Source organism: Pigmentiphaga sp. MLSB6-MA01 (assembly GCF_058793475.1).
In genome coordinates, this window is record NZ_JBXAFV010000009.1 from 13,757 (window position 1) to 33,979 (window position 20,223).

Annotated in this window: 18 protein-coding genes; 10 read left to right on the top strand and 8 right to left on the bottom strand. The window is 65.5% G+C overall.

Annotated elements, in window-relative coordinates; translation table 11 throughout:
- The first annotated feature begins 10 nt into the window (after positions 1–10).
- Positions 11–1,624 carry a DHA2 family efflux MFS transporter permease subunit gene (locus tag AC1Q6E_RS15680; protein WP_152796293.1) on the top strand — a complete coding sequence of 538 codons (1,614 nt, stop codon included), beginning with the start codon at positions 11–13 and terminating at the stop codon, positions 1,622–1,624.
- A 78-nt stretch (positions 1,625–1,702) separates the two neighbouring features.
- The gene (locus AC1Q6E_RS15685; protein WP_152796295.1) at positions 1,703–2,566 is read left to right on the top strand and encodes an N-acetylmuramoyl-L-alanine amidase; all 864 of its coding nucleotides are present in this window, start codon (positions 1,703–1,705) and stop codon (positions 2,564–2,566) included.
- 4 nt (positions 2,567–2,570) lie between these two features.
- On the opposite strand, the gene upp is transcribed toward AC1Q6E_RS15685, so the two are convergent.
- Positions 2,571–3,221, bottom strand: a complete 651-nt coding sequence (upp, locus tag AC1Q6E_RS15690; RefSeq protein ID WP_296556690.1) for a uracil phosphoribosyltransferase — start codon at positions 3,219–3,221, stop codon at positions 2,571–2,573.
- Between the two features lie 116 nt (positions 3,222–3,337).
- Between upp and AC1Q6E_RS15695 the strand changes: the two genes are divergently transcribed.
- Both AC1Q6E_RS15695 and lpxO read left to right on the top strand, forming a co-directional pair.
- A complete protein-coding gene (locus AC1Q6E_RS15695) occupies positions 3,338–4,312 on the top strand; it encodes a quinone oxidoreductase family protein (protein ID WP_152796297.1) in 975 nt (324 codons plus the stop codon).
- 16 nt (positions 4,313–4,328) lie between these two features.
- Positions 4,329–5,228 carry a lipid A hydroxylase LpxO gene (lpxO, locus tag AC1Q6E_RS15700; protein WP_152796299.1) on the top strand — a complete coding sequence of 300 codons (900 nt, stop codon included), beginning with the start codon at positions 4,329–4,331 and terminating at the stop codon, positions 5,226–5,228.
- Between the two features lie 2 nt (positions 5,229–5,230).
- Here lpxO and AC1Q6E_RS15705 read toward each other — a convergent pair whose 3' ends face one another.
- Positions 5,231–6,463 carry an MFS transporter gene (locus tag AC1Q6E_RS15705; protein ID WP_492573077.1) on the bottom strand — a complete coding sequence of 411 codons (1,233 nt, stop codon included), beginning with the start codon at positions 6,461–6,463 and terminating at the stop codon, positions 5,231–5,233.
- A 3-nt stretch (positions 6,464–6,466) separates the two neighbouring features.
- Positions 6,467–7,195, bottom strand: a complete 729-nt coding sequence (locus tag AC1Q6E_RS15710) for a GntR family transcriptional regulator (RefSeq protein WP_152835668.1) — start codon at positions 7,193–7,195, stop codon at positions 6,467–6,469.
- 280 nt (positions 7,196–7,475) lie between these two features.
- Between AC1Q6E_RS15710 and AC1Q6E_RS15715 the strand changes: the two genes are divergently transcribed.
- Together AC1Q6E_RS15715 and AC1Q6E_RS15720 are read left to right on the top strand one after the other, a co-directional pair.
- Positions 7,476–8,780, top strand: a complete 1,305-nt coding sequence (locus AC1Q6E_RS15715) for an aromatic ring-hydroxylating dioxygenase subunit alpha (RefSeq protein WP_152797648.1) — start codon at positions 7,476–7,478, stop codon at positions 8,778–8,780.
- Between the two features lie 8 nt (positions 8,781–8,788).
- A complete protein-coding gene (locus AC1Q6E_RS15720) occupies positions 8,789–10,234 on the top strand; it encodes a glutamine synthetase family protein (protein ID WP_492573078.1) in 1,446 nt (481 codons plus the stop codon).
- A gap of 194 nt (positions 10,235–10,428) precedes the next feature.
- Here the strand turns inward: AC1Q6E_RS15720 and AC1Q6E_RS15725 are convergent, their stop codons facing one another.
- Positions 10,429–11,442 carry a class 1 fructose-bisphosphatase gene (locus tag AC1Q6E_RS15725; protein WP_152797650.1) on the bottom strand — a complete coding sequence of 338 codons (1,014 nt, stop codon included), beginning with the start codon at positions 11,440–11,442 and terminating at the stop codon, positions 10,429–10,431.
- Positions 11,439–14,135 (bottom strand): aminopeptidase N, encoded by a 2,697-nt coding sequence (gene pepN, locus AC1Q6E_RS15730; RefSeq protein WP_492573079.1) that lies wholly within the window; start codon positions 14,133–14,135, stop codon positions 11,439–11,441. Before pepN ends, AC1Q6E_RS15725 begins: the two co-directional genes overlap by 4 nt.
- Positions 14,136–14,278: 143 nt before the next feature.
- On the opposite strand from pepN, the gene AC1Q6E_RS15735 reads away from it, so the two are divergent.
- Positions 14,279–14,962 (top strand): DUF4136 domain-containing protein, encoded by a 684-nt coding sequence (locus tag AC1Q6E_RS15735; RefSeq protein WP_152797652.1) that lies wholly within the window; start codon positions 14,279–14,281, stop codon positions 14,960–14,962.
- Between the two features lie 15 nt (positions 14,963–14,977).
- On the opposite strand, the gene AC1Q6E_RS15740 is transcribed toward AC1Q6E_RS15735, so the two are convergent.
- Positions 14,978–15,622 (bottom strand): TetR family transcriptional regulator, encoded by a 645-nt coding sequence (locus AC1Q6E_RS15740; RefSeq protein WP_152797653.1) that lies wholly within the window; start codon positions 15,620–15,622, stop codon positions 14,978–14,980.
- A 162-nt stretch (positions 15,623–15,784) separates the two neighbouring features.
- Between AC1Q6E_RS15740 and AC1Q6E_RS15745 the strand changes: the two genes are divergently transcribed.
- Positions 15,785–16,129, top strand: coding sequence for a DMT family protein (locus AC1Q6E_RS15745; protein ID WP_152797654.1), 345 nt, complete (start codon positions 15,785–15,787; stop codon positions 16,127–16,129).
- A 130-nt stretch (positions 16,130–16,259) separates the two neighbouring features.
- Here the strand turns inward: AC1Q6E_RS15745 and AC1Q6E_RS15750 are convergent, their stop codons facing one another.
- Positions 16,260–16,619: an H-NS histone family protein gene (locus AC1Q6E_RS15750; RefSeq protein WP_152797824.1), complete on the bottom strand. Its 360-nt coding sequence runs from the start codon at positions 16,617–16,619 to the stop codon at positions 16,260–16,262.
- 269 nt (positions 16,620–16,888) lie between these two features.
- On the opposite strand from AC1Q6E_RS15750, the gene AC1Q6E_RS15755 reads away from it, so the two are divergent.
- Entirely contained in the window at positions 16,889–17,431 is a 543-nt protein-coding gene (locus AC1Q6E_RS15755) for a YaeQ family protein (protein ID WP_152797655.1), read from the top strand.
- Positions 17,432–17,625: 194 nt separating this feature from the next.
- The gene (locus tag AC1Q6E_RS15760; RefSeq protein ID WP_152797656.1) at positions 17,626–18,879 is read left to right on the top strand and encodes a class I SAM-dependent methyltransferase; all 1,254 of its coding nucleotides are present in this window, start codon (positions 17,626–17,628) and stop codon (positions 18,877–18,879) included.
- A gap of 73 nt (positions 18,880–18,952) precedes the next feature.
- On the opposite strand, the gene ypfJ is transcribed toward AC1Q6E_RS15760, so the two are convergent.
- The gene (gene ypfJ, locus AC1Q6E_RS15765) at positions 18,953–19,804 is read right to left on the bottom strand and encodes a KPN_02809 family neutral zinc metallopeptidase (protein WP_152797657.1); all 852 of its coding nucleotides are present in this window, start codon (positions 19,802–19,804) and stop codon (positions 18,953–18,955) included.
- Positions 19,805–20,223: the final 419 nt, after the last annotated feature.

The window sequence follows — 20,223 nt, forward strand, 5'->3', positions numbered from 1 at the left end:
GGATGCTTCCATGACGACCAACGCTTCTTCCCCGGCCCTGGCCGACGAGCCCGCCGGGCAGCCGGCGCCGGGCGGCCCGCCGGCGACCCATCCGCCGCTCCAGGGCAGCCAGCGCGTGCTGGGCACGATCGCCTTGTCCGCGGCGGTGTTCATGAACGTGCTCGACACGTCGATCGCCAACGTTTCCCTGCCGGCCATCTCGGGCGACCTGGGGGTCAGCACCAGCCAGGGCACCTGGGTGATCACCTCGTTCGCGGTGGCCAATGCCATCGCGCTGCCGCTGACGGGCTGGCTGACCATGCGTTTCGGACAGGTGCGGCTGTTCATCGCCTCGGTGCTATTGTTCATCGTCGCATCGTGGCTGTGCGGCCTGGCGCCCAACCTGGAGTCGCTGATCGCGTTCCGCGTGCTCCAGGGCCTGGTGGCCGGTCCCATGATTCCGCTGTCGCAGACGTTGATGCTGGGCAGCTACCCGCGCGAAAAATCCGGCATGGCGCTCGCGTTCTGGGCCATGACCACGCTGGTGGCGCCCGTGGCCGGTCCCTTGCTGGGCGGCTGGATCTCCGACAACTATTCGTGGCCGTGGATCTTCTACATCAACATCCCGGTCGGCCTGGTGGCCGCGTGGGTGAGCTGGAGCATCTACCACAAGCGTGAATCGCCGATCCGCAAATTGCCCATCGACACCATGGGCCTGGTCCTGCTGGTGGTCTGGATCGCCGCGCTGCAGATCATGCTGGACAAGGGCAAGGAGCTCGACTGGTTCGCCAGCGGCACCATCGTGATGCTGGCGGTGGTCGCGGTGGTTGGCTTCGTGTTCTTCGTCATCTGGGAACTGACCGACCGGCATCCCGTCGTGGACCTGCGCCTGTTCGCGGGACGCAACTTCACCGTGGGCGCGTTGACGCTGTCGATCGCCTACGCGGTATTCTTCGGCAATGTGGTGCTGCTGCCGCTCTGGTTGCAGACGCAGATGGGCTATACGGCCACGGACGCCGGCATGGTGACCGCGCCCATCGGGCTGCTGGCCATCGTATTCACGCCCATCGTCGGCCGCATGCTGGCGCGCACCGATCCCCGCGTCCTGGTCACGGTCGCCTTCGGGGTGTTCGCCGCCGTCAGCTTCATGCGTTCGAACTTCACGCCGCAGTCCGACATCGTGACCCTGCTCGAACCCACCGTGCTGCAGGGCGCGGGGATGGCCGCCTTCTTCGTGCCGCTGGTATCGCTGACCCTGGCGGGGCTGCCGCCCGACAAGATCGCCAGCGCATCGGGCCTGTCGAACTTCCTGCGCATCACCGCGGGGGCATTCGGCACCTCGATTTCAACCACGATGTGGGAAGACCGCGCGGCCATGCACCATGCCCATCTGACCGAGCATATCACCGCCGGCAGCGGGGCCACGTCGCAGGCGCTCTCGAGCATGCAGGGCGCGGGCATGTCGCCGGACCAGGCGCTGGCGTCGGTCAACAACCTGATCAGCGGCCAGGCGCTGACGATGTCGGCGGTCGATATCTTCTATGGCTCGGCCATCATTTTCCTGGTCCTGACCGCGATGGTCTGGCTGGCCAAGCCCGGCAAGCGCGGGGCGGGCGCGCCGGCCGATGCGGGCGGCGCGCACTGAGGGCGAGGCCCTGGCCGTGAAATTTACGAGTGTGCCGCGAACGACTATATTGCATCGGATGTTCCCGGCAGGAATCCGATGACGCGGCCTTTTCTTTCCCGGTCCCTGGCCATGCTCGGCCTGGCCGGCCTGCTCGTGCTCCAGGGCTGTTCCCCGATGGCGCCCGGCGGGCACGGCCTGGACATCGACACCTCCATCAGCGCGCGCAGCCAGGGCAGCCGCGTGCGCTTCATCGTGCTTCACTACACGGTGTCCGAATCGTCGCGGGCGCTGGGCACGCTCAGCCAGGGCGAGGTCAGCAGCCACTATCTGGTCACCGACGATGAGCCGCCGCACATCTACCGGCTGGTGGACGAGAACCGGGCCGCCTGGCATGCCGGCCAAAGCGAGTGGGGGGGCTATACCTGGCTCAATCGCAGTTCGATAGGCATAGAGATCGTCAATCGCGGACCGGTGGGAACGGCGGCCGACGGGACGCCGGTCTGGCAGCCGTACCGGCCGTCGCAGATCCGGGCCGTGCGGGCGCTGGTGCGCGACATTGCCGAGCGCCATGGCGTCGGGCCGGAAAACATCGTCGGCCACAGCGACATCGCGCCGCTGCGCAAGCAGGATCCCGGCCCGCTGTTTCCGTGGCGCGAGCTGGCGCGCGAGGGCGTGGGCCGTTGGTATGACGAATCGGTGGCCCAGGCGCTGGGCGCGCGCTTCGCGTCCCAGGGGTTGCCCGACATGGCCTCGGTCCGGCAGCAACTGGTCCGCGTGGGCTATGGCGTGCCGCCCGCCGACGCGCCCGAGCGCGAGATGCAGGCGGTCCTCGCGGCCTTCCAGATGCACTACCGGCCCGCGCGCTACGACGGCGTGCTCGATGCCGAGACCGCCGGCGTGCTGGCGGCGCTGGTGGCCTCGTCGGGTCCGGTGGGCGCGGGCGAGGGTTCGGCCTGGTAGAAACCTAGTTCTTGGTGCCGAAGAGGCGGTCGCCGGCATCGCCCAGCCCGGGCACGATGTAGGCGTTCTCGTCCAGGTAGTCGTCCAGCGACGCCAGGTACATGGGGACGTCGGGATGGTGGTCGCAATAGACCTGCATGCCTTCGGGCGAGGCCACCAGCGCGACGAAGATGATGTGCGAGGCCGGCACGCCGCGTTTCTTCAGCGCGTCCACGGCGTGGGCGGCCGAATAGCCCGTGCCTATCATGGGATCGCACAGGATGAAGGTACGGCCTTCGAGTTCCGGCAGGCGCACGAGGTATTCCACCGGGCGATGCTGCTCGTCGCGGTACAGGCCGATATGGCCGACGCGGGCCGAGGGCACAAGATCCAGCAGTCCGTCCGCCATGCCGCTGCCCGCGCGCAGCACCGGCACCACCGCGAGCTTCTTGCCGGCTATCACCGGCGCGTCCATGGGCGTCATGGGCGTCTCGATGGGGCGCAGCGCCAGGGGCAGGTTGCGGGTGACCTCGTAGCCCATCAGTTGCGAGATCTCGCGCAGCAACTGGCGGAACGTCCGCGTCGACGTGTTCTTGTCGCGCATGTGGGTCAGCTTGTGCTGGATCAGCGGATGATCGAGGATGAACAGGTTGGGAAAGCGCGGATCGGTCTTCACATGCGTACCTTGGGGGTGGGCGGGCGGCGCCTGGCAATGTGGCGCGGCCGATGTTTTCCGCGATTGTATGCGCGATTAGAATGCGGCATGACCATTGCCCATCAAGGAGATTCCAGATGTCCAAGGCGATACGCATCGAGCAGCATGGCGGCCCCGAAGTACTCAGGCTGGTTGACGTCGACGTGCCCGCTCCCGGCCCCGGCGAAGTCCGGATCCGGCAGCATGCCGTCGGCCTGAATTTCATCGACATTTACTTCCGCACCGGCCTGTATCCCGCCAGGCTGCCCGCCGTGCTGGGGTTCGAGGCGGCCGGCGTGGTGGACGCGGTGGGCGCCCAGGTCCGGCACCTGAAGGTGGGAGACCGCGTGGCCTACGGACAGAGCCCGCTGGGCGCCTATGCGGAGGTGCGCAACATGCCCGCCTTCCAGGTGGTCCGCATTCCGGACGGCGTTGGCTTCGACCAGGCCGCGGCCATCATGCTCAAGGGGCTGACGGTGCAGTACCTGTTCCGCCAGACCTACCGCCTGCAGGGCAACGAGACCATCCTGTTCCACGCCGCGGCCGGCGGTGTCGGCCTGATCGCGTGCCAGTGGGCGAAGGCTTTGGGCGTAAAATTGATCGGCACGGTGTCCTCTCCGGAAAAGGCGGCGCTGGCCAAGGCCAACGGCGCGTGGCGGGTCATCGACTACAGCCGCGAGAACGTCGCCGAGCGCGTGCTCGAGCTGACCAAGGGCAAGAAGGTGCCGGTGGTCTACGACGGCGTGGGCAAGGACACCTGGGAAACCTCGCTCGACTGCCTGCAGCAGCGCGGCCTGATGGTCAGCTTCGGCAACGCGTCCGGCGCGGTCACCGGGGTCAACCTGGGCATCCTGGCGCAGAAGGGCTCGTTGTTCGTGACGCGGCCCACCGTGGCGCATCACGTGGACACCCTGGAAAAAATGCAGGCGGCGGCGGCCGACCTGTTCGAACTGGTCGTGGCGGGCAAGATCAAGCCGCGCATCGAGCAGCGCTTCAGGCTCGAGGACATCGCCCAGGCCCACGAATCGCTGGCCGCCCGCAAGACCACCGGTTCCACCGTACTCGAGGTATAGGGGGATAGGACTGAATATGAAATGGATCATCGTCGCGCTGTACCTGGGCGCCATCGGCTACGTGCACTTCCGGGGCAAGGTCCGGCTGCGTTTCTTCAGGCAGCTGTTCGACCACTCCTCGATCGTGGCGCCCGTCAACGCGTTCATGTACCTGTTTTCCCGGGTGCCCGCCGTGCCGTACATTCCGGTGCGGCAGTTGCCGGCGCTACAGGCGCTGGACGACAACTGGGAGATCATCCGCGACGAGGCGGTGCAACTGCGCGACGCACAGCGCATACGCGCGGCGGAAAAGAACAATGACGCGGGCTTCAACTCCTTCTTCAAGTCGGGCTGGAAACGGTTCTACCTGAAGTGGTACGAAGCCCAGCATCCGTCCGCGCACGAGTATTGCCCCCGCACGGTCGAGATCCTGCGCGGCATTCCCGAGGTCAAGGCAGCCATGTTCGCCGAACTGCCGCCCGGGGCCAGGCTCAATCCCCACCGCGATCCGTTCGCAGGTTCGCTGCGCTACCACCTGGGGCTGGAGACGCCCAACGACGACCGCTGCTTCATCGAGGTCGACGGCGAGCGCTACAGCTGGCGCGACGGACAGAGCGTGGTGTTCGACGAGACCTTCATCCATTGGGCCGAGAACGGGACCGATCGCGACCGCATCATCCTGTTCTGCGACGTCGAGCGTCCGCTGCGCTACCGCTGGGCGCAGGCCTTCAACAAGTGGATGGGACGCAAGGTCATGACCGCCGCCAGTTCGCCCAACGAAGAGGGCGACAAGACCGGCCTGATCAACAAGCTCTTCCACATCGTCTGGGTGTGCGGGAAATATCGCCGCAAGCTCAAGAACTGGAATCGTACGGTCTATCGGCTGACCAAGGCGGCCCTGATCGTCGGTGTGGCCGCGCTGATCATCTACATCTGACCCTACAGGCCCCGCGACCGGGCGAACACCCCCAGTCCGAGGCCTGTCGCGGCGCATAGGGCCATCAGCGGCAGGGCATGGGACCAGTCAGGCACCGCGCCCGATGCCGTGACGGCCCAGGTCACCAGCGGGGCGGCGGCGAACTGTCCCAGGTTGGAGCCCTGCAGGAACAAGCCCTGCAGGCTGGCGATCTGGTCGGGGCTCTTGGCCAGGCGCGGCGAGGCAGACAGCGTGGCGGCCGGCAGGGTTCCGCCGATCAGGTTCAGGCTGAGGCAGGCTCCGAAGCGGACAGCGTCCGGCAGCCAGTCCGAGAAGATCGCGCAGGCGGACAGGCCGACGACGATATGGGCCGTCATGATCAGCGAACTGCCGCGCAGGCCGCGCTGCAGCAGCGAGGCGCCCAGCACCGAGCCGCCCGCGTTGAAGAAGATCACGACGGCTGTCAGCAAGGACGCCGTGCGCAGCGACAGCCCGCGTTCCTGGATGGCCCAGGTGGGCAGGAAGGTCATCACCGTGAAGAACTGGATGGCATAGAACGTGAACGACAGTGCCAGGACCCAGGGTACGAGCTGGCGCAGTCCGCCGGTCAGCTTGTGCCAGTCCATCGGGCGCGTGGCCGACGGCGCGGGGCGCGCGTAGCGCGAACGCCAGAACCCCATCCACACCGCGCACACGGCGGTCACGCCGGCGATGAGCGCCCAGAGCAGGCGCCAGTGGCCGGTCTCCAGCAGCAGCGGCGCCGTCAGCAGCGCCGCGCTGATGCCCAGCGGCATGTACGCCGACCACAGGGCCAGCACCAACCGGGTCTGGTGGGGCGCGCTGAGCGCCGTCAGCAGCGCGGGTACCGAGACCACGATGGCGATCTGGCCCGTGCCCTCGATGATGCGGCTGGCCAGCAGCAGGGCGTAGCTGTCGGACACCGCGCCCAGCAGTCCTCCCGCCACCAGCGCGCACAGGCCGGCGATGGTGAAGCGCCATGCGCCCACGCGGCCCGAGGCCAGCCCCATGACGGCGGCGCACAAGGTGGCGATGGTGCTGAACAGGGAGACGACCCAGCCCACTTCGCGCAGGCTCAATCCCAGGTCGCGCTGCAGCAGGGGTAGCGCGGGCGGCATCTTGCCCACGCACAGCGCGACCAGGATGCCGCAGGTCACCCCCAGGGCGACGCCGGGCCAGTCGGTGTGGTGCGGGCGTGGGGCGGGACGGGGGGGCGTCGATGGAGAGGGGGGCGCCATGCGTCAGGCCTTGCCCAGGACGATCTTCATGGCCGGCAGGAGCTGGGCGGCGGTTTCCGGGCGTTCAAGCGCGTAGTCCAGATTCATTTGGGCGACATCCACGTGTTCCTCGGCCAGGGCCTGGGCGCGGGCGCCTTCGCCTTTCTCCATGGCATGCGCCAGCCGGTGGTGCTGGAGGTGGGCATAGATCATCCATTTCTGCCGCTCGTCGCCCGTGTTCTGCATGGGCAGCATGGTGCTGGGCGAAGCGAAAGGGAGCCGGTTGTTCATCTCGATGGCACGTGCCAGCGCGAAATTGCCGGCCGCGTCGATGATCAGCTTGTGGAAGCGATCGTTCATTTCCCCGTACAAGGCATAGTCGTCGTAGGTCATCTCGGCCTTGTTGACGGCGCGGTCTCCGTCCTGCAGGCAGGCCCTGAGATCCAGCGACAACTGGCGCGAGACGCCGTGTTCAGCCACCAGGCGGGCGGCCATGCCTTCGAGGTGGCCGCGCACCGCGATGGCGTCGTGGATCTCGCGCGGCGTGAAGCGCCGCATCATGTAGCCGTTGGTGGGCGAGGGCTCGATCAGCCCTTCCTGTTCGAGGGCGGCCAGCGCCAGCCGGATGGGCGTGCGCGACACCCCCAGTTTTTCGGCCAGCGGGATTTCGGCCAGGCGTTCGCCCGGCGTGAACTCACCCTTGAGTATCAGGTCCCGCAATTGCACCAAGACGCGCGTCTGTTGCGATTCCAATGTCGCTCTCCTTTGCGAGTGCAGCGGCGGCCTCATTGTATCGAATTGAATTACTGGATCCAGTTTTGATGCCGTGGCGGTTTTCACTGGAAATCAGGTCGTTTGTCCTGCCGTGTTAGGGAAAACGATGTTTTCATATAAATTATTGAAATTAAAGGGATATTTTTCAATTTTTGGATTTTTCATGGTCTCGTTGGAGAGAAGGCATGAACCACGGGTTTACATGACTGGATCCATAGAATAGTATCTTGCATACATCGCGCCACCTCATGGAGTTCGTATGTCCCCTGAGCAGAATGAACGCATCACCCGTGTGGGGATGGGCAAGCCGGCCGGCACCTTGCTGCGCCAGTATTGGCAGCCCGTTGCCCTGGTCGACGAACTCGAGGGCGATCGCCCCATTCGTCCCGTCAAGTTGATGGGGCAGCACTTCGTGTTGTTCCGGGACGAGCAGGGCCGCTATGGCCTGCTCGATCGCGACTGTCCGCACCGCGGCGCCGACCTGGCCTTCGGCCGACTGGAGGATGGCGGATTGCGCTGCCTGTTCCATGGCTGGCTGTTCGACGTCGACGGCGCCTGTCTGGATACCCCGGCCGAGCCGGAAGGCAGCAAGCTGTCCCAGCGCATCAAGCAGAAGTCCTATCCCGTGGTCGAGAAGAGCGGCCTCTTGTTCGCCTACATCGGCGAAGGCGAGCCCCCGGCATTTCCGCATTTCGACTGCTTCGTCGCGCCCAACGAATACACCTTCGCCTTCAAGGGCTACCTCGATTGCAACTGGCTGCAGGCGCTGGAGGTCGGCATCGATCCGGCCCACGCCTCGTACCTGCACCGTTTTTTCGAGGATGGCGATACCGATGCCAGCTACGGCAAGCAGTTCCGCGGCGCGTCGGCCGATTCCGACCTGCCCATCACCAGGGTGCTGCGCGAATTCGACCGCCCCGAGATCAAGGTCGATCCCGCCAACTACGGCCTGCGCCTGACCGCGCTGCGCCGGCTGGGCGGCGAGCAGACGCACGTGCGCGTGACCAACCTCGTTTTTCCGCAGGCTTTCATCATCCCGATGAGTTCCGAGATGACGATCGCGCAATGGCACGTGCCGGTGGACGATGAAAGCTGCTACTGGTATGCCATCTTCACCAGCTTCGGTCAGCCGGTGAACAAGCAGCAGATGCGCGACCAGCGCCTGGCGCTGTACGAACTGCCGGACTACATGCCGCGTGTGGGCCGCTTCAACAACTATGGCTACGACTCGAAAGAGCAGGCGACGCAGACCTACACCGGGATGGGGCACGACATCAACGTGCACGATCAGTGGGCCGTGGAGTCGCAGGGCAGGATCCAGGATCGTACCCGCGAACACCTGGGCTCCACCGACAAGGGCATCGTCGCCTATCGCCGCCTGCTGCTCGAGGCCATCGACCAGGCCGAGCGCGGCGAGAAGGCACTGATGATGATCGACGAGTCGAAAGCGGGCGAGTTCACCGGTCCGCCTTCCATCGACGGCATTGGCCCGGGCGATACCTGGAGCGATTATTGGAAGATCGCGGACGAGAAGCGCCGCAAGAGCTCCAAGTGGGCAGCGTAGGGGGCGGCATGTCTTTCGTGGAGAGATTCGGCCTGTGGTCCGAGGCCCAGCAGCAAGCGGCGCGCGAGGTCATCGCCGCCCTGGAAGGCGGCACGCTCGACGTCGTGCGCTTTTCCTTCCCCGACCAGCACGGGATCCTGCGCGGCAAGACCCTGGTGGCCCAGGAGGCGGTGAGCGCGCTCAAGAGCGGCGTGACCATTACCACCACCATGTACGCCAAGGATACGTCGCACCGCACGGTGTTCCCGGTGTTCACGTCCGGCGGCGGTTTCAGCCGCCCCGAAATGCAGGGCGCCGCCGATGTGCTGATGGTGGCCGACCCCACCACGTTCAAGGTCCTGCCCTGGGCGCCCAATACCGGCTGGCTGTTGTGCGATACGTATTTCCAGAGCGGCGTGCCTGTTCCGTTCGACACTCGCCAACTGTTTCGCAAGACGCTGGCGAACCTGAACGAGGCCGGGTATGGCCTGATCACGGGGCTGGAGGTCGAGTGTCACGTGTTCAAGGTGGCGCAGCACCACATGCGGCCGGAAGACGCGGGCCAGCCCGGCCAGCCTGGCGTGCCCCCGGAGGTCGAGCTGATGTCGCACGGCTACCAGTACCTGACCGAGCTGCGCTATGACGCGGTCGATCCGGTCATGGAACTGGTGCGCAAGACGACGCAACAACTGGACCTGCCGCTGCGTTCGCTGGAAGTGGAGTTCGGTCCCAGCCAGTTCGAGTTCACCTTCGCGCCGGGCGATGCGCTGAAAACGGCTGACGACATGATCCTGTTCCGCAGCGCGGTCAAGCAGGTGTGCCGCCGCGAAGGTTTCCACGCCACTTTCATGTGCCGCCCGCGCATTCCGAACGTGGTGTCCAGCGGATGGCACCTGCATCAATCCCTGCGTCGCCTGGCCGACGGCAGCAATGCCTTCGTGCCCGCCGAGGCGGGCCAGGACCTGTCGCCGGTGGGACGCCACTACCTGGGCGGGCTGCTTGCCCACGCCTGCGGCGCCACGGCGCTGTCGACGCCGACCCTGAATGGCTACAAGCGCTACCGGCCGTATTCGCTCGCGCCCGATCGGGCGATCTGGGGACGCGACAATCGCGGCGTGATGCTGCGCGTGCTCGGCGGCGTGGGCGATGCCGCGACCCGCATCGAGAACCGGGTGGGCGAGCCGGCGGCGAATCCTTATCTGTATTTCGCGTCGCAGGTGCTGTCGGGCATGGACGGCATCGCCCGCGCCATCGATCCCGGGCCGTCGGCCGACGCGCCCTACGAAACCCAGGCCGCCAGCCTGCCGCATACGTTGACCGAGGCGCTGGGATGCCTGCGCGGCGATTCGGTTCTGCGGGAAGGCCTGGGGACCGGCTTCGTGGATTACTTCTGCCACATCAAGGAAGCCGAGATTGCCCGCTTCAACCTCGAAGTGAGCGAGTGGGAACAGCGCGAGTACTTCGAACTGTTCTAGGGATAGGGCCCCCCCTACGCGCTGACGCGCGCCCAGCATGGTGGACCCCCAGCCGCTACGCGGCAGCCCCCCAAGGGGGCCGGGACCCACCTTGGGGCGGCCCGGCGGCGGGTCCCGAGGGGCGATGCGGGTGGACCGGCAAAGCCGGATCCACCGCATCCTGGGTAGGCGCTTGTGCCTTTTGAGAGCTTTCCTCAGCCGGCTTCGTGGTGGTACCGAGTGACGAGGTCGACTTCGTTCTTCGAGCCCAGGATCACGCTGACGCGTTCGTGCAGGGCGGCGGGCTCGATGTCGAGGATGCGCTGCAGGCCGTTGGTCGATGCGCCGCCGGCCTGTTCCACCAGCATGCTCATCGGATTGGCTTCGTACATCAGGCGCAGCTTGCCGGGCTTGGTCGGTTCGCGTGCGTCCCACGGGTACATGAAGATGCCGCCGCGGTTCAGGATGCGATGCACGTCGGCCACCATGGACGCGATCCAGCGCATGTTGAAGTCCTTGCCGCGCGGCCCGGTCTTGCCCGCCAGGCATTCGTCGACATAGCGGCGCACCGGCGGGGCCCAGTGGCGCATGTTGGACATGTTGATCGCGAACTCCTTGGTGTCGGCCGGGATGCGGATGTTTTCCTGGGTCAGCACCCATGAGCCGACTTCGCGGTCCAGGGTGAAGCCGAACACGCCGGTGCCCACGGTCAGGATCAGCATGGTCTGCGGGCCGTACAGGGCGTAGCCCGCCACGACCTGCTGCGTGCCCGGCTGCAGGAAGTCCTGCTCGGCGATCTCGCGGCCGCGGGCCTCTGCGGGCGCGCGCAGCACCGAGAAGATCGTGCCGATGGACACGTTCACGTCGATGTTGCTGGAGCCGTCCAGCGGGTCGAACAGCAGCAGGTATTCGCCCTTGGGGTAGTGGGTGGGGATGAGGTGGACGGTTTCCATTTCCTCGGAGGCCATGGCCGCCAGCTGGCCGCCCCACTCGTTGGCTTCCAGCAGGATCTCGTTGGACAGCACGTCCAGTTTCTTCTGCACTTCGCCCTGGACGTTCTCGGACTCCAGGCTGCCGAGCACGCCGCCCAGCGCGCCCTTGCCGACCGCGTGGCCGATGGCCTTGCAGGCGCGGGCGACGATTTCGATCAGCAGGCGGACTTCGGCGGGCAGGGCGGCGGATCCTCGCTGCTGCTCGATCAGGAATTGGGTGAGCGTCTTGCGCTTCATGCGGCGATCTCCAGGGCTTTGGTAACGATTTCAGTGACGTTGCGCGACAGGCCGGGGTGGTTGCGCACTTGTTGCAGGGCCTGCCGCATCGGTTCGCTCAGCTCGGGCACGTAGCGGACCCAGCGGTCCAGCGCGCGGGCCAGGCGGGCGGCGATTTCGGGGTTGAGGGCGTCCAGCGCCAGGACCTGGCTGACCCAGTAGCGGTAGCCGCTGCCGTCGGCGCGGTGGAAGCCGTAGGGATTGTTCAGGCAGAACTGGAAGACCAGCGAGCGGGCACGGTTGGGGTTGCGCAGCGAGAATGCCGGATGGGCCATCAGGTCTTCCACGCTCCGGACCGTGGTGCTCCGGGCTGTCGCCTGCAGCGTGAACCACTTGTCCACCACCAGCGGGTCGTCCTGCCAGCGTTCGTAGAAATCGGCCAGCACCCCGGCGGCGGCGTCGGGCGTGCCGAAATTGACCAGCGACGACAGGGCCGACAACCGGTCCGTCATGTCGCGCGCCGTGTCGTACTGGCATCGCGCCAGTTCGGCCGCGCCATCCACGCGGCCGGCCATCAGCGCGGCCAGCGCCAGGTTCTTCAGGGCGCGCCTGCCCGCGCTGACCGGGTCGGGCGAGTAGGCTCCCGGCGTCTGGCTGGCATCGACCGCTGCCCGCCAGTCGTCCGCCAGCGCCCGGCCGAGCGCGCCCAGGGTTTCGTCACGCACGGCGGCCAGTGTCACCGGGTCGACCAGGTCCATGTGCTCGGCCAGGGTTTTTTCAGACGGCAGCGTCAGGGCCCGGGCCCGGTAGGCGGCGTCCAGCCCCGGCGCCGCCAGCACCGAGCGCCAGGCTTCGATGAAGTCGCGGCGCAGCGCGAAGGGCTTGCCTTCCTGCCGTTCTCGGATGGCGGCCAGGATGACGCGGGTGGCCAATTGCTGTCCGGCTTCCCAGCGGGCGAAGGCATTGCCGTCGTGCTTCATCAGCAGCGCCAGTTCGTGGTCGGTGTAGTCGTACTCGACGATGACGGGCGCGGAGAAGTCGCGCAGCAGCGAGGGCACCGGCCTGGCATCGATGTTCTCGAAAGTCCATTGCCTGCGCTCGGTGGTCAGTTCGAGCAGCGCGGTGTCGCGGATCTCGTGCCCGTTCACTTCTTTCAGCGGCAGGGGCTGGCCCTGCGCATCGAGCAGCCCGATGGCGAAGGGAATGTGGAAGGGCAGCTTGGCCGGCGCGCCCGGCAGGCGTTCCACGCCCACCGGCTCGCAGCGCTGGGCAAGCGTGACGGTGCATCGCCGCGTGGCCGCGTCGTGCTCGATCGCCACCCGCACCCGCGGCGTGCCGGCCTGGCTGTACCAGCGCCGGAATACCGACAGGTCGCGCCCGGGATGATCCTGCGCGTACACCGACTCCATCGCGGCCACGAAGTCGTCGCACGTCACGGCCTGGCCGTCGTGCCGGCGGAAGTACTCGGCCAGCCCGCGCGTGAATCCGGCCGGCGTCAGCAGGGTCTGCTGCATGCGGATGACTTCCGCGCCCTTTTCGTAGACGGTGGCGGTATAGAAGTTGCCGATCTCCTGGTAGCTCTCGGGCCGGATCGGGTGGGCCATCGGGCCGGCATCCTCGGGGAACTGGGCCGCGCGCAGCGTCACGACGTCGTCGATGCGCTTGACCGTGCGTGCGCTGGCGGCCGCGTCGGCGTCCAGCCCCTGCGCCATCATGTCGGCGGTGAATTCCTGATCGCGGAAGACGGTCAGGCCTTCCTTCAGGCTCAACTGGAACCAGTCGCGGCAGGTGACGCGGTTGCCGGTCCAGTTGTGGAAATATTCGTGGCCGATCACCGCCTCGATGGCGCTGAAGTTGGCGTCGGTGGCGCTTTCCGGGTCGGCCAGCACGTAGGCGGCGTTGAAGATGTTCAGGCCCTTGTTCTCCATGGCCCCCATGTTGAAGTCGCGCGCCGCCACGATCATGAAGCGGTCCAGGTCGAGTTCGAGCGAGAAGCGCCGCTCGTCCCAGCGCACCGCGCGCTCCAGCGACTCCAGTGCGTACTGGGTCTTGCCCTCGCTGCCGGGATCGCTGTAGACCTGCAGCAGCACCTCGCGGCCCGAGCGGGTGCGCATGCGGGACTCGCGCCAGGTCAGGGTGCCGGCCACCAGCGCGAACAGGTAGCAGGGCTTGGGGAAAGGGTCTTCCCAATGCGCTTCGTGGCGGCCATCGGCAAGGTCGGCCTGTTTGACCAGGTTGCCGTTGGACAGCAATTGCGGGAAGCGCTTCTTGTCGGCGCGCAGCACGACCGAGTAGCGCGACATGACGTCGGGCCGGTCGGGGAACCAGGTGATGCGGCGAAAGCCCTCGGCCTCGCATTGCGTGAAGAAGATCCCGTTCGAGACGTACAGTCCCATCAGCGCGGAGTTGGCCTCGGGCCGGCAGCGCGAGACGATTTCGACCTTCGCCCGGGCGCCCAGGCCGTCCAGCGTCAGGGTGTCGTCGTCCGCCTGGCAGCGTCCGCTCCAGTCCTGGCCGTCCACCGTGACCGAGACCAGTTCCAGGTCCTCGCCGTTCAGGATCAGCGGACCTTCGCCCGTGCGCCGGATCTCCAACAGTGAATGGACCAGGGTGTCCGCGGGGTCGAGGTCGAATTCCAGTCTGACCGTCTCGATGTCGTACGGAAACGGAAGGTAATTCTGGCGTCTGATGGTGACGGGAGTATCGGTACGCATGATGGCGGGAAACGAGTGACGGCGCAGGGATGGAATTGTAGCGGGGCGGGGCGGGGAGCGTTGGCCGAGAACCGAAACACCTCGTGTCGGTCCAAGCGCCATAGCGGTTAAATTACGATTCTTGCTTCGGATGTGAAAGCACCATGTCGATATCCAACTGTAATGCTTTCTTCGGGCGGGGCGGCTGGACGTGGGCCGGCCGTGTTGCCCAGGCCGCCGCGGTGGCCTTGCTCGCGGGCTGCGCGACCACGGTGCCGGCCCGCGTCACGACCTTCCAGCAGTGGCCGGCCGATGCCGTGGGCGCCACCTGGAAATTCGATACGTCCGCGGGGCAGCGCGACAGCCTGGAGTACCGTGAATACGCCGACATGATCCGTTCTGGCATCGGTCCCACCGGCATGGTCGAGGCCCAGGCGGGCCAGCCCGCCCGCTTCGCCGTCAGTTTCTCGTATGGCGTCGAGCCGGTGCAGGTACGCGTCGAGCGCCCGGCCTACGATCCTTTCTATGGGCCTTGGGGGCCCTGGGGCTATGGCTGGGGCGGCTTCGGCTATCGCGGCCGCGGCGGCATGGGCTTTGCCTGGGGGCCGCCGTATCCGCCGACCTGGACGTCCACCACGGTCGATGCGTCGCGCGCCTCGCTGCGGGTCGAAATCCGGGACGCCAGGCAGAATGGGCAGAAGGTCTACGAATCCACGGCCGTGAGCACCGGTTCGGGCGACTCCATTCCGCAGGTGATGCCCTACCTGGTGCGGGCGATCTTCGATCGTTTCCCCGACACGAACGGGCAGGTCAGGGACGTGACTTACGAAGTGGAGCAGCGCAAGTAGCGCGCCGCTCCGGCGTCAGCCTGCCGGGGCTTCCGGCTGGCTGATCTTCAGCCCGGCCAGGAAGGCGTCGATGACCCGGCCGCCCACTTCCGTGATGTCGAAGTCGCCCGGTTCCAGCATCCAGTCCATGAACAGGCCGTGCATGGCGGCATGCAGGCCCAGCGCGGCGGTCCGGGGGTTGGTGTGGGGTGGCAGTTGTCCCAGGGAGATCGCGCGGCGGAACCCGTCTTCGTAACGGCCCAGGGCGACCTTGCGGCTTTCGACATGGCGGCGGCGCATGTCCGCCGTTTCCGCCACGTACTCGCACTTGAACAGCAGGATTTCACAGACCCGCTGCGCGCTCGCGCCTTCGGAGATCAGCTGCATGGCACCGACGGCGCTGCGCCGCAACTGGCCGAGCGGATCAGGGGAGTTGACGTCGCAGCTGCGTTCGAGCGCGTCCTCGATCGGCATCTTGACCCGCTGCAACATCGCGTCCAGCAGGTCCGTCTTGTTCTTGAAGTGCCAGTAGATCGCGCCGCGGGTTACATTGGCGGCCGCCGCGATATCTTGCAGCGACGTGTGCGAGACGCCTTGTTCGCTGAAGATCTGCTCGGCGGTTTCGAGAATGCGGGTGCGGGTTTCGAGCGCTTCCTCTTTCGTTTTGCGTACCATGGCCATGCCCAGCCGGTGGTGTCCTGCATCGGCCAGGAAGGCCGCCGGACGGAGGTGTGTGAATGAATGGGCTATCTAGGTAAGCCGCCCCTGTGCAATGCTTATATACATGCATGAATGTATGTAAGCATACCATGTTTTGACTTGATTGACTGAATTGGAGGGTGCATGGCCGCCCAGATAGTGGGGTTCGTAGGACTCCTGGCGTTGTCCAATATGTTCATGACGTTCGCGTGGTACGGGCACCTGCGATATGCGCACGGCAGCCCCTGGTATCTCGCCGTGCTGGCGAGCTGGGGGCTCGCTTTTTTCGAATATGCCATCATGGTGCCGGCGAATCGCTATGGCTTTGATTTCCTTAGCGTAACGCAGATGAAGATATTGCAGGAGGTGGTGACCCTGACGGTTTTCGTGCCGTTCGCCCTGCTGTTCATGGACGAGCGGCTGCGGTTGAACCATTTATGGGCGGCCTGCTGCCTGGTCGGTGCCGTCTATTTCGCTTTCAAGAAATAACTTCACGACCGTAATAATCGAAGGCTTGGGATGAGCAAAGCTTTCCGGATGGTAATAATCAAAAAGGTGGTTTTACGATTGGGAATCGTAAAACCACCTTTATAAAAAGACCCTATCGGCCTGGGCTGTACTACTGGGCGATGAGAAACTGGTCCCGGGTCGCGCCGCCGGCTTCCGCCGCCACCAGCCAGCGCGGGGGCTTGCCGCGGCCGGTCCAGGTCTCGCCTGTTTCGGGGTGGCGGTACTTGGGGGCGACCTGCTTGGCGGGTTTTGCCGCGCTGGTCCTGGGCGTGCTGCCGGCTACCCGCTTGCGGGGGGCGGCGCCCTTGGCCTGGGCGGCCTTCAGTTCATCCAGGGTGATCGAAAATTCCTGCATCGAGCGGAGAATGGAGGCGATGACAGGCTGCCGTTGCTTTTGGCGAACGGTTTCCGCTTTTTCCTGAAGCTTGCGGATTTGGGCCTGCAGTGATTGGTAGGTATCTTTAGCCATTTTTGTCCAGGTGATTTTGTCAGGCGAAGGGCAGGGAAATGCTCGATTTGGCACGCGAGGGTAACCAGCGCATTTTAGAAGCGAATTTTCCATGCTGTGAAGCCCTAATGTGAAAACGGATACATTTCCAGATGAATAGAGCCGAATAGGGGCTCGAAGTTCATTCGGAAACATCTTTGGGTAATTCCACGGAGCCGAGGGCGATATGCGCCGATCCGGCTCCGGCTTTTTGAGGAACGGCCGCCCGAAGGCGGCTGGATGAGAAAGATATGGCTCTACGTTCGGTGGTTTACAAGGCGGTGCTGCAGGTTGCGGACATGGACAGGGGTTACTACGCGGAGCATCCGCTGGTCATCGCCCGCCATCCCTCGGAAACCGACGAAAGAATGATGGTGCGGGTCCTGGCCTTCGCGCTGAATGCCGACGAAGGGCTGGCGTTCGGCCGGGGGCTGTCGACCGACGACGAGCCGGACCTGTGGCGCAAGGACCTGACCGGCGCGGTGGATGTATGGATAGAAGTGGGCCTGCCGGATGAGAAATGGCTGCGCAAGGCGTGCGCGCGGGCCCGGCAGGTGATGCTCTACGCCTATGGCCGTACCGCCGATGCCTGGTGGCGCCAGAACCAGGACAAGCTGGCGCGGCTGGATAATCTGCAGGTTTTCCGGCTGGCTCCCGACGACACCGCCGCGCTGGGCCGGCTGGCGGAACGGAACATGCAGCTTCAATGCAACATCCAGGAGGGCCAGGCCTGGCTGGGTAATGGCGGACGGGATGCGACGGCGACGCCGGAAAGGCTGCATCCCTCAATATGAATAGGGTTTTTTGGGCTTTTCGCCTGCGATGAAGTCCCGCGTTTTTGGTGCTAGGATAAAAAAGCAAAGTGGTTACGAGTCTGGTCTACCGACGAGCGCCGACCTAGGGGGATCTTTGCCTGATGTTGGGTTGTGCGCCGATAAAAACGCGCGTCTGTTGCGACTGACAGGTTGTGGAATACGGAAAACCCTACATGAATGCACTTTTTTCTCAGGCAGAACGCCAACTCTCGACATTACCCGTTCCCGTTCAACTCATACTGCCTGACGGCACCCGGCTGGGGGCCGACCAGCCCAGGGTCGGATTTACCCTCAAGACCCTGCGCTCCGTGTCCCACCTGGTCCGGGGCCGCATCGGTCCGCTAGGCGAGGACTACGTCGAGGGGCGGGTCGACATAAGCGGCAACATGCGCGATCTGATGGCGGCCGCCGCCGCCATAATGACGGAATCGCCGATCGACAACTCCCACCCCGGCTGGCTTTCGGAAATGGGGCGCAAGGCGACGTCGGTCATGCGCCACACGATGGATCGCGACGCGCGGCAGATCCAGTTCCACTACGACTTGTCCGATGATTTCTACGGCCTGTGGCAGGATCCGCGCCGGGTCTATTCGTGCGCCTATTATCGCGATTCCGGCATGACGCTGGCGCAGGCTCAGGAAGCCAAGCTGGATCATATCTGCCGCAAGCTGAAGCTGCAGGCGGGCGAACGGTTCCTCGACATCGGCGCGGGGTGGGGCGGCCTGCTGTTGTGGGCGGCGGAAAACTACGGCGTCGACGCCACCGGCATTACCCTCTCGAAGAACCAGCATGCGCACGTCAATCGCCTGATCGAGGAAAAAGGCCTGCAGGACCGCGTGCGGATGATATTGCTGGACTACCGGCAGCTGGAAGAAACCCGGCCCTACGACAAAATCGCGTCCGTCGGCATGTTCGAGCACGTGGGGCGCGCCCAGTTGACCGGCTATTTCGCGAAAATCCGCCGGCTGCTGCGACCGGGCGGCATGGCGATGAACCATGGCATCACGTCCGGCGGCACCTACAACGCCCAGCTCGGCAGCGGCATGGGCGACTTCATCGAGAAGTACATATTCCCCGGCGGGGAACTGGTGCACGTCAGCAAGGTATTGGAAACGCTCAGCGACGGCGGCCTGGAAGCGGTCGACGTCGAGAATCTGCGGCCCCACTATGCACGGACGCTGTGGGCCTGGAGCGACGGACTGGAGGCCAGGCTGGACGATGCCCACCGGGTATTGCCGGGCGAGCAGGGCGCCAGGTCCATCCGGGCCTACCGGTTGTATCTGGCCGGCTGTGCCATGGCTTTCGAGCGCGGGTGGATCTCGCTGAACCAGGTGCTGTGCCAGCACCAGGGCGTATTCGACGCAAGCCAGCTCGACGGGCCGCCCAGCCAGGCCTATCCGTTCCGGCGGGACTACATCTATCGCTGAGCCGGCCCGCGCGGCGAGCGACGAGCCCCGCCTTGGCGGGGCTCGCGCGTTTCAGTCCGGAGAGGCCGGGCGTTCACAACGACGCCGCGGCGAACGTATCGCAATTGCCGGGAGTGCCTGTCTCCAGGCCGCGCTTGAACCAGCGCACGCGCTGGGCGGAGGTGCCGTGCGTGAAGGCGTCGGGTACCACATAGCCCTGGGCTTCTTTCTGCAGGCGATCGTCGCCGATGGCCGAGGCGGCGTTCAGGGCCGCCTCCACGTCGCCGGGTTCCAGGATCTGTCGGGCGCGATTGGCGTGATGGGCCCAGATGCCCGCGTAGCAGTCGGCCTGGAGTTCCATGCGCACCGACAACTGGTTGGCTTCGACCTGATTGGAGCGGCGCTGCTGGCGGTTGACCTTGTCGGCCGTGCCCAGCAGGTTCTGGACATGATGGCCGATCTCGTGGGCGATCACGTAGGCGCGGGCGAAGTCGCCCGGGGCATTCAGGCGTTGCTGCATTTCCTGGAAGAAACTCATGTCGAGGTAGACGCGGGCATCGCCGGGGCAGTAGAACGGGCCCATCGCGGCCTGGCCGGTGCCGCACGCGGTGTTCGTGGCGCCCGAGTACAGGACCAGCTTCGGTTCCGTGTAGCGGCTGCCGGACGCGGTGAAGATCTGGCCCCAGGTGTCCTCGGTGTCGGCCAGTACTTTCGAGACGAACTGGGCCTGTTTGTCGTCGGCCGGCGGCGGGCCCGCGGTTTCCTGGGCCGACTGGCCGGGGCCGGACGCGAGGTCCAGCACCACGGAGGGGTCGACGCCGAAATACATGGCGACCAGCGCGAGCACCACCGCGCCCAGGCCCAGGGAACCCCGGCCTCCCAGGCGGGGGCCGCCGCCGCGCCGGTCTTCGATGTTGTTGCTCTCTCGGCCATTGTCCAGGCGCATGGGGCTTCCTCTGTCATTCGATGCGGTGCGAGGGCGCACGGCCAGACTATAAACCGATACGGTCTGGCGCGACTTCGGGGGCAAGGTGTTGTTTATGCCGCAACGGTAGTCGCGCAAAATCGCAAAAGGCGCAGCAATTGGCCGTGAAAGTGTGGGAGCATTTCTCCTCGGGAGCACGTGCCATGCCGGGCGCGATGCAAGTCGGTAAAAGCCCTAGTCATGCCAGGGGTTAATGCCCACTTGACATATTTCGGCGCTCAACTGACGAAACAAAAAAATTCGTTCTTTTTATACAAACATCCATGAATGTTTGTATAATCGCCTGCTTCAAGATGTCCGCAATGTCTTCCCGTCCGCACCCGGCGCGCGCCTGGCCGCCGGACGCGCAAGGCTTTCGTCATCCCGGGATTTCGACTACG

Bases quoted from the DNA above. Each gene is read 5' to 3' on its own strand.
- AC1Q6E_RS15740 (WP_152797653.1), bottom strand. From the start codon at position 15,622: ATGGCCATGGTACGCAAAACGAAAGAGGAAGCGCTCGAAACCCGCACC.
- AC1Q6E_RS15745 (WP_152797654.1), top strand. From the start codon at position 15,785: ATGGCCGCCCAGATAGTGGGGTTCGTAGGACTCCTGGCGTTGTCCAAT.
- AC1Q6E_RS15680 (WP_152796293.1), top strand. From the start codon at position 11: ATGACGACCAACGCTTCTTCCCCGGCCCTGGCCGACGAGCCCGCCGGG.
- AC1Q6E_RS15685 (WP_152796295.1), top strand. From the start codon at position 1,703: ATGACGCGGCCTTTTCTTTCCCGGTCCCTGGCCATGCTCGGCCTGGCC.
- AC1Q6E_RS15720 (WP_492573078.1), top strand. From the start codon at position 8,789: ATGTCTTTCGTGGAGAGATTCGGCCTGTGGTCCGAGGCCCAGCAGCAA.
- AC1Q6E_RS15705 (WP_492573077.1), bottom strand. From the start codon at position 6,463: ATGGCGCCCCCCTCTCCATCGACGCCCCCCCGTCCCGCCCCACGCCCG.
- AC1Q6E_RS15755 (WP_152797655.1), top strand. From the start codon at position 16,889: ATGGCTCTACGTTCGGTGGTTTACAAGGCGGTGCTGCAGGTTGCGGAC.
- AC1Q6E_RS15735 (WP_152797652.1), top strand. From the start codon at position 14,279: ATGTCGATATCCAACTGTAATGCTTTCTTCGGGCGGGGCGGCTGGACG.
- AC1Q6E_RS15725 (WP_152797650.1), bottom strand. From the start codon at position 11,442: ATGAAGCGCAAGACGCTCACCCAATTCCTGATCGAGCAGCAGCGAGGA.
- AC1Q6E_RS15715 (WP_152797648.1), top strand. From the start codon at position 7,476: ATGTCCCCTGAGCAGAATGAACGCATCACCCGTGTGGGGATGGGCAAG.
- AC1Q6E_RS15760 (WP_152797656.1), top strand. From the start codon at position 17,626: ATGAATGCACTTTTTTCTCAGGCAGAACGCCAACTCTCGACATTACCC.
- lpxO (WP_152796299.1), top strand. From the start codon at position 4,329: ATGAAATGGATCATCGTCGCGCTGTACCTGGGCGCCATCGGCTACGTG.
- pepN (WP_492573079.1), bottom strand. From the start codon at position 14,135: ATGCGTACCGATACTCCCGTCACCATCAGACGCCAGAATTACCTTCCG.
- AC1Q6E_RS15695 (WP_152796297.1), top strand. From the start codon at position 3,338: ATGTCCAAGGCGATACGCATCGAGCAGCATGGCGGCCCCGAAGTACTC.
- ypfJ (WP_152797657.1), bottom strand. From the start codon at position 19,804: ATGCGCCTGGACAATGGCCGAGAGAGCAACAACATCGAAGACCGGCGC.
- AC1Q6E_RS15750 (WP_152797824.1), bottom strand. From the start codon at position 16,619: ATGGCTAAAGATACCTACCAATCACTGCAGGCCCAAATCCGCAAGCTT.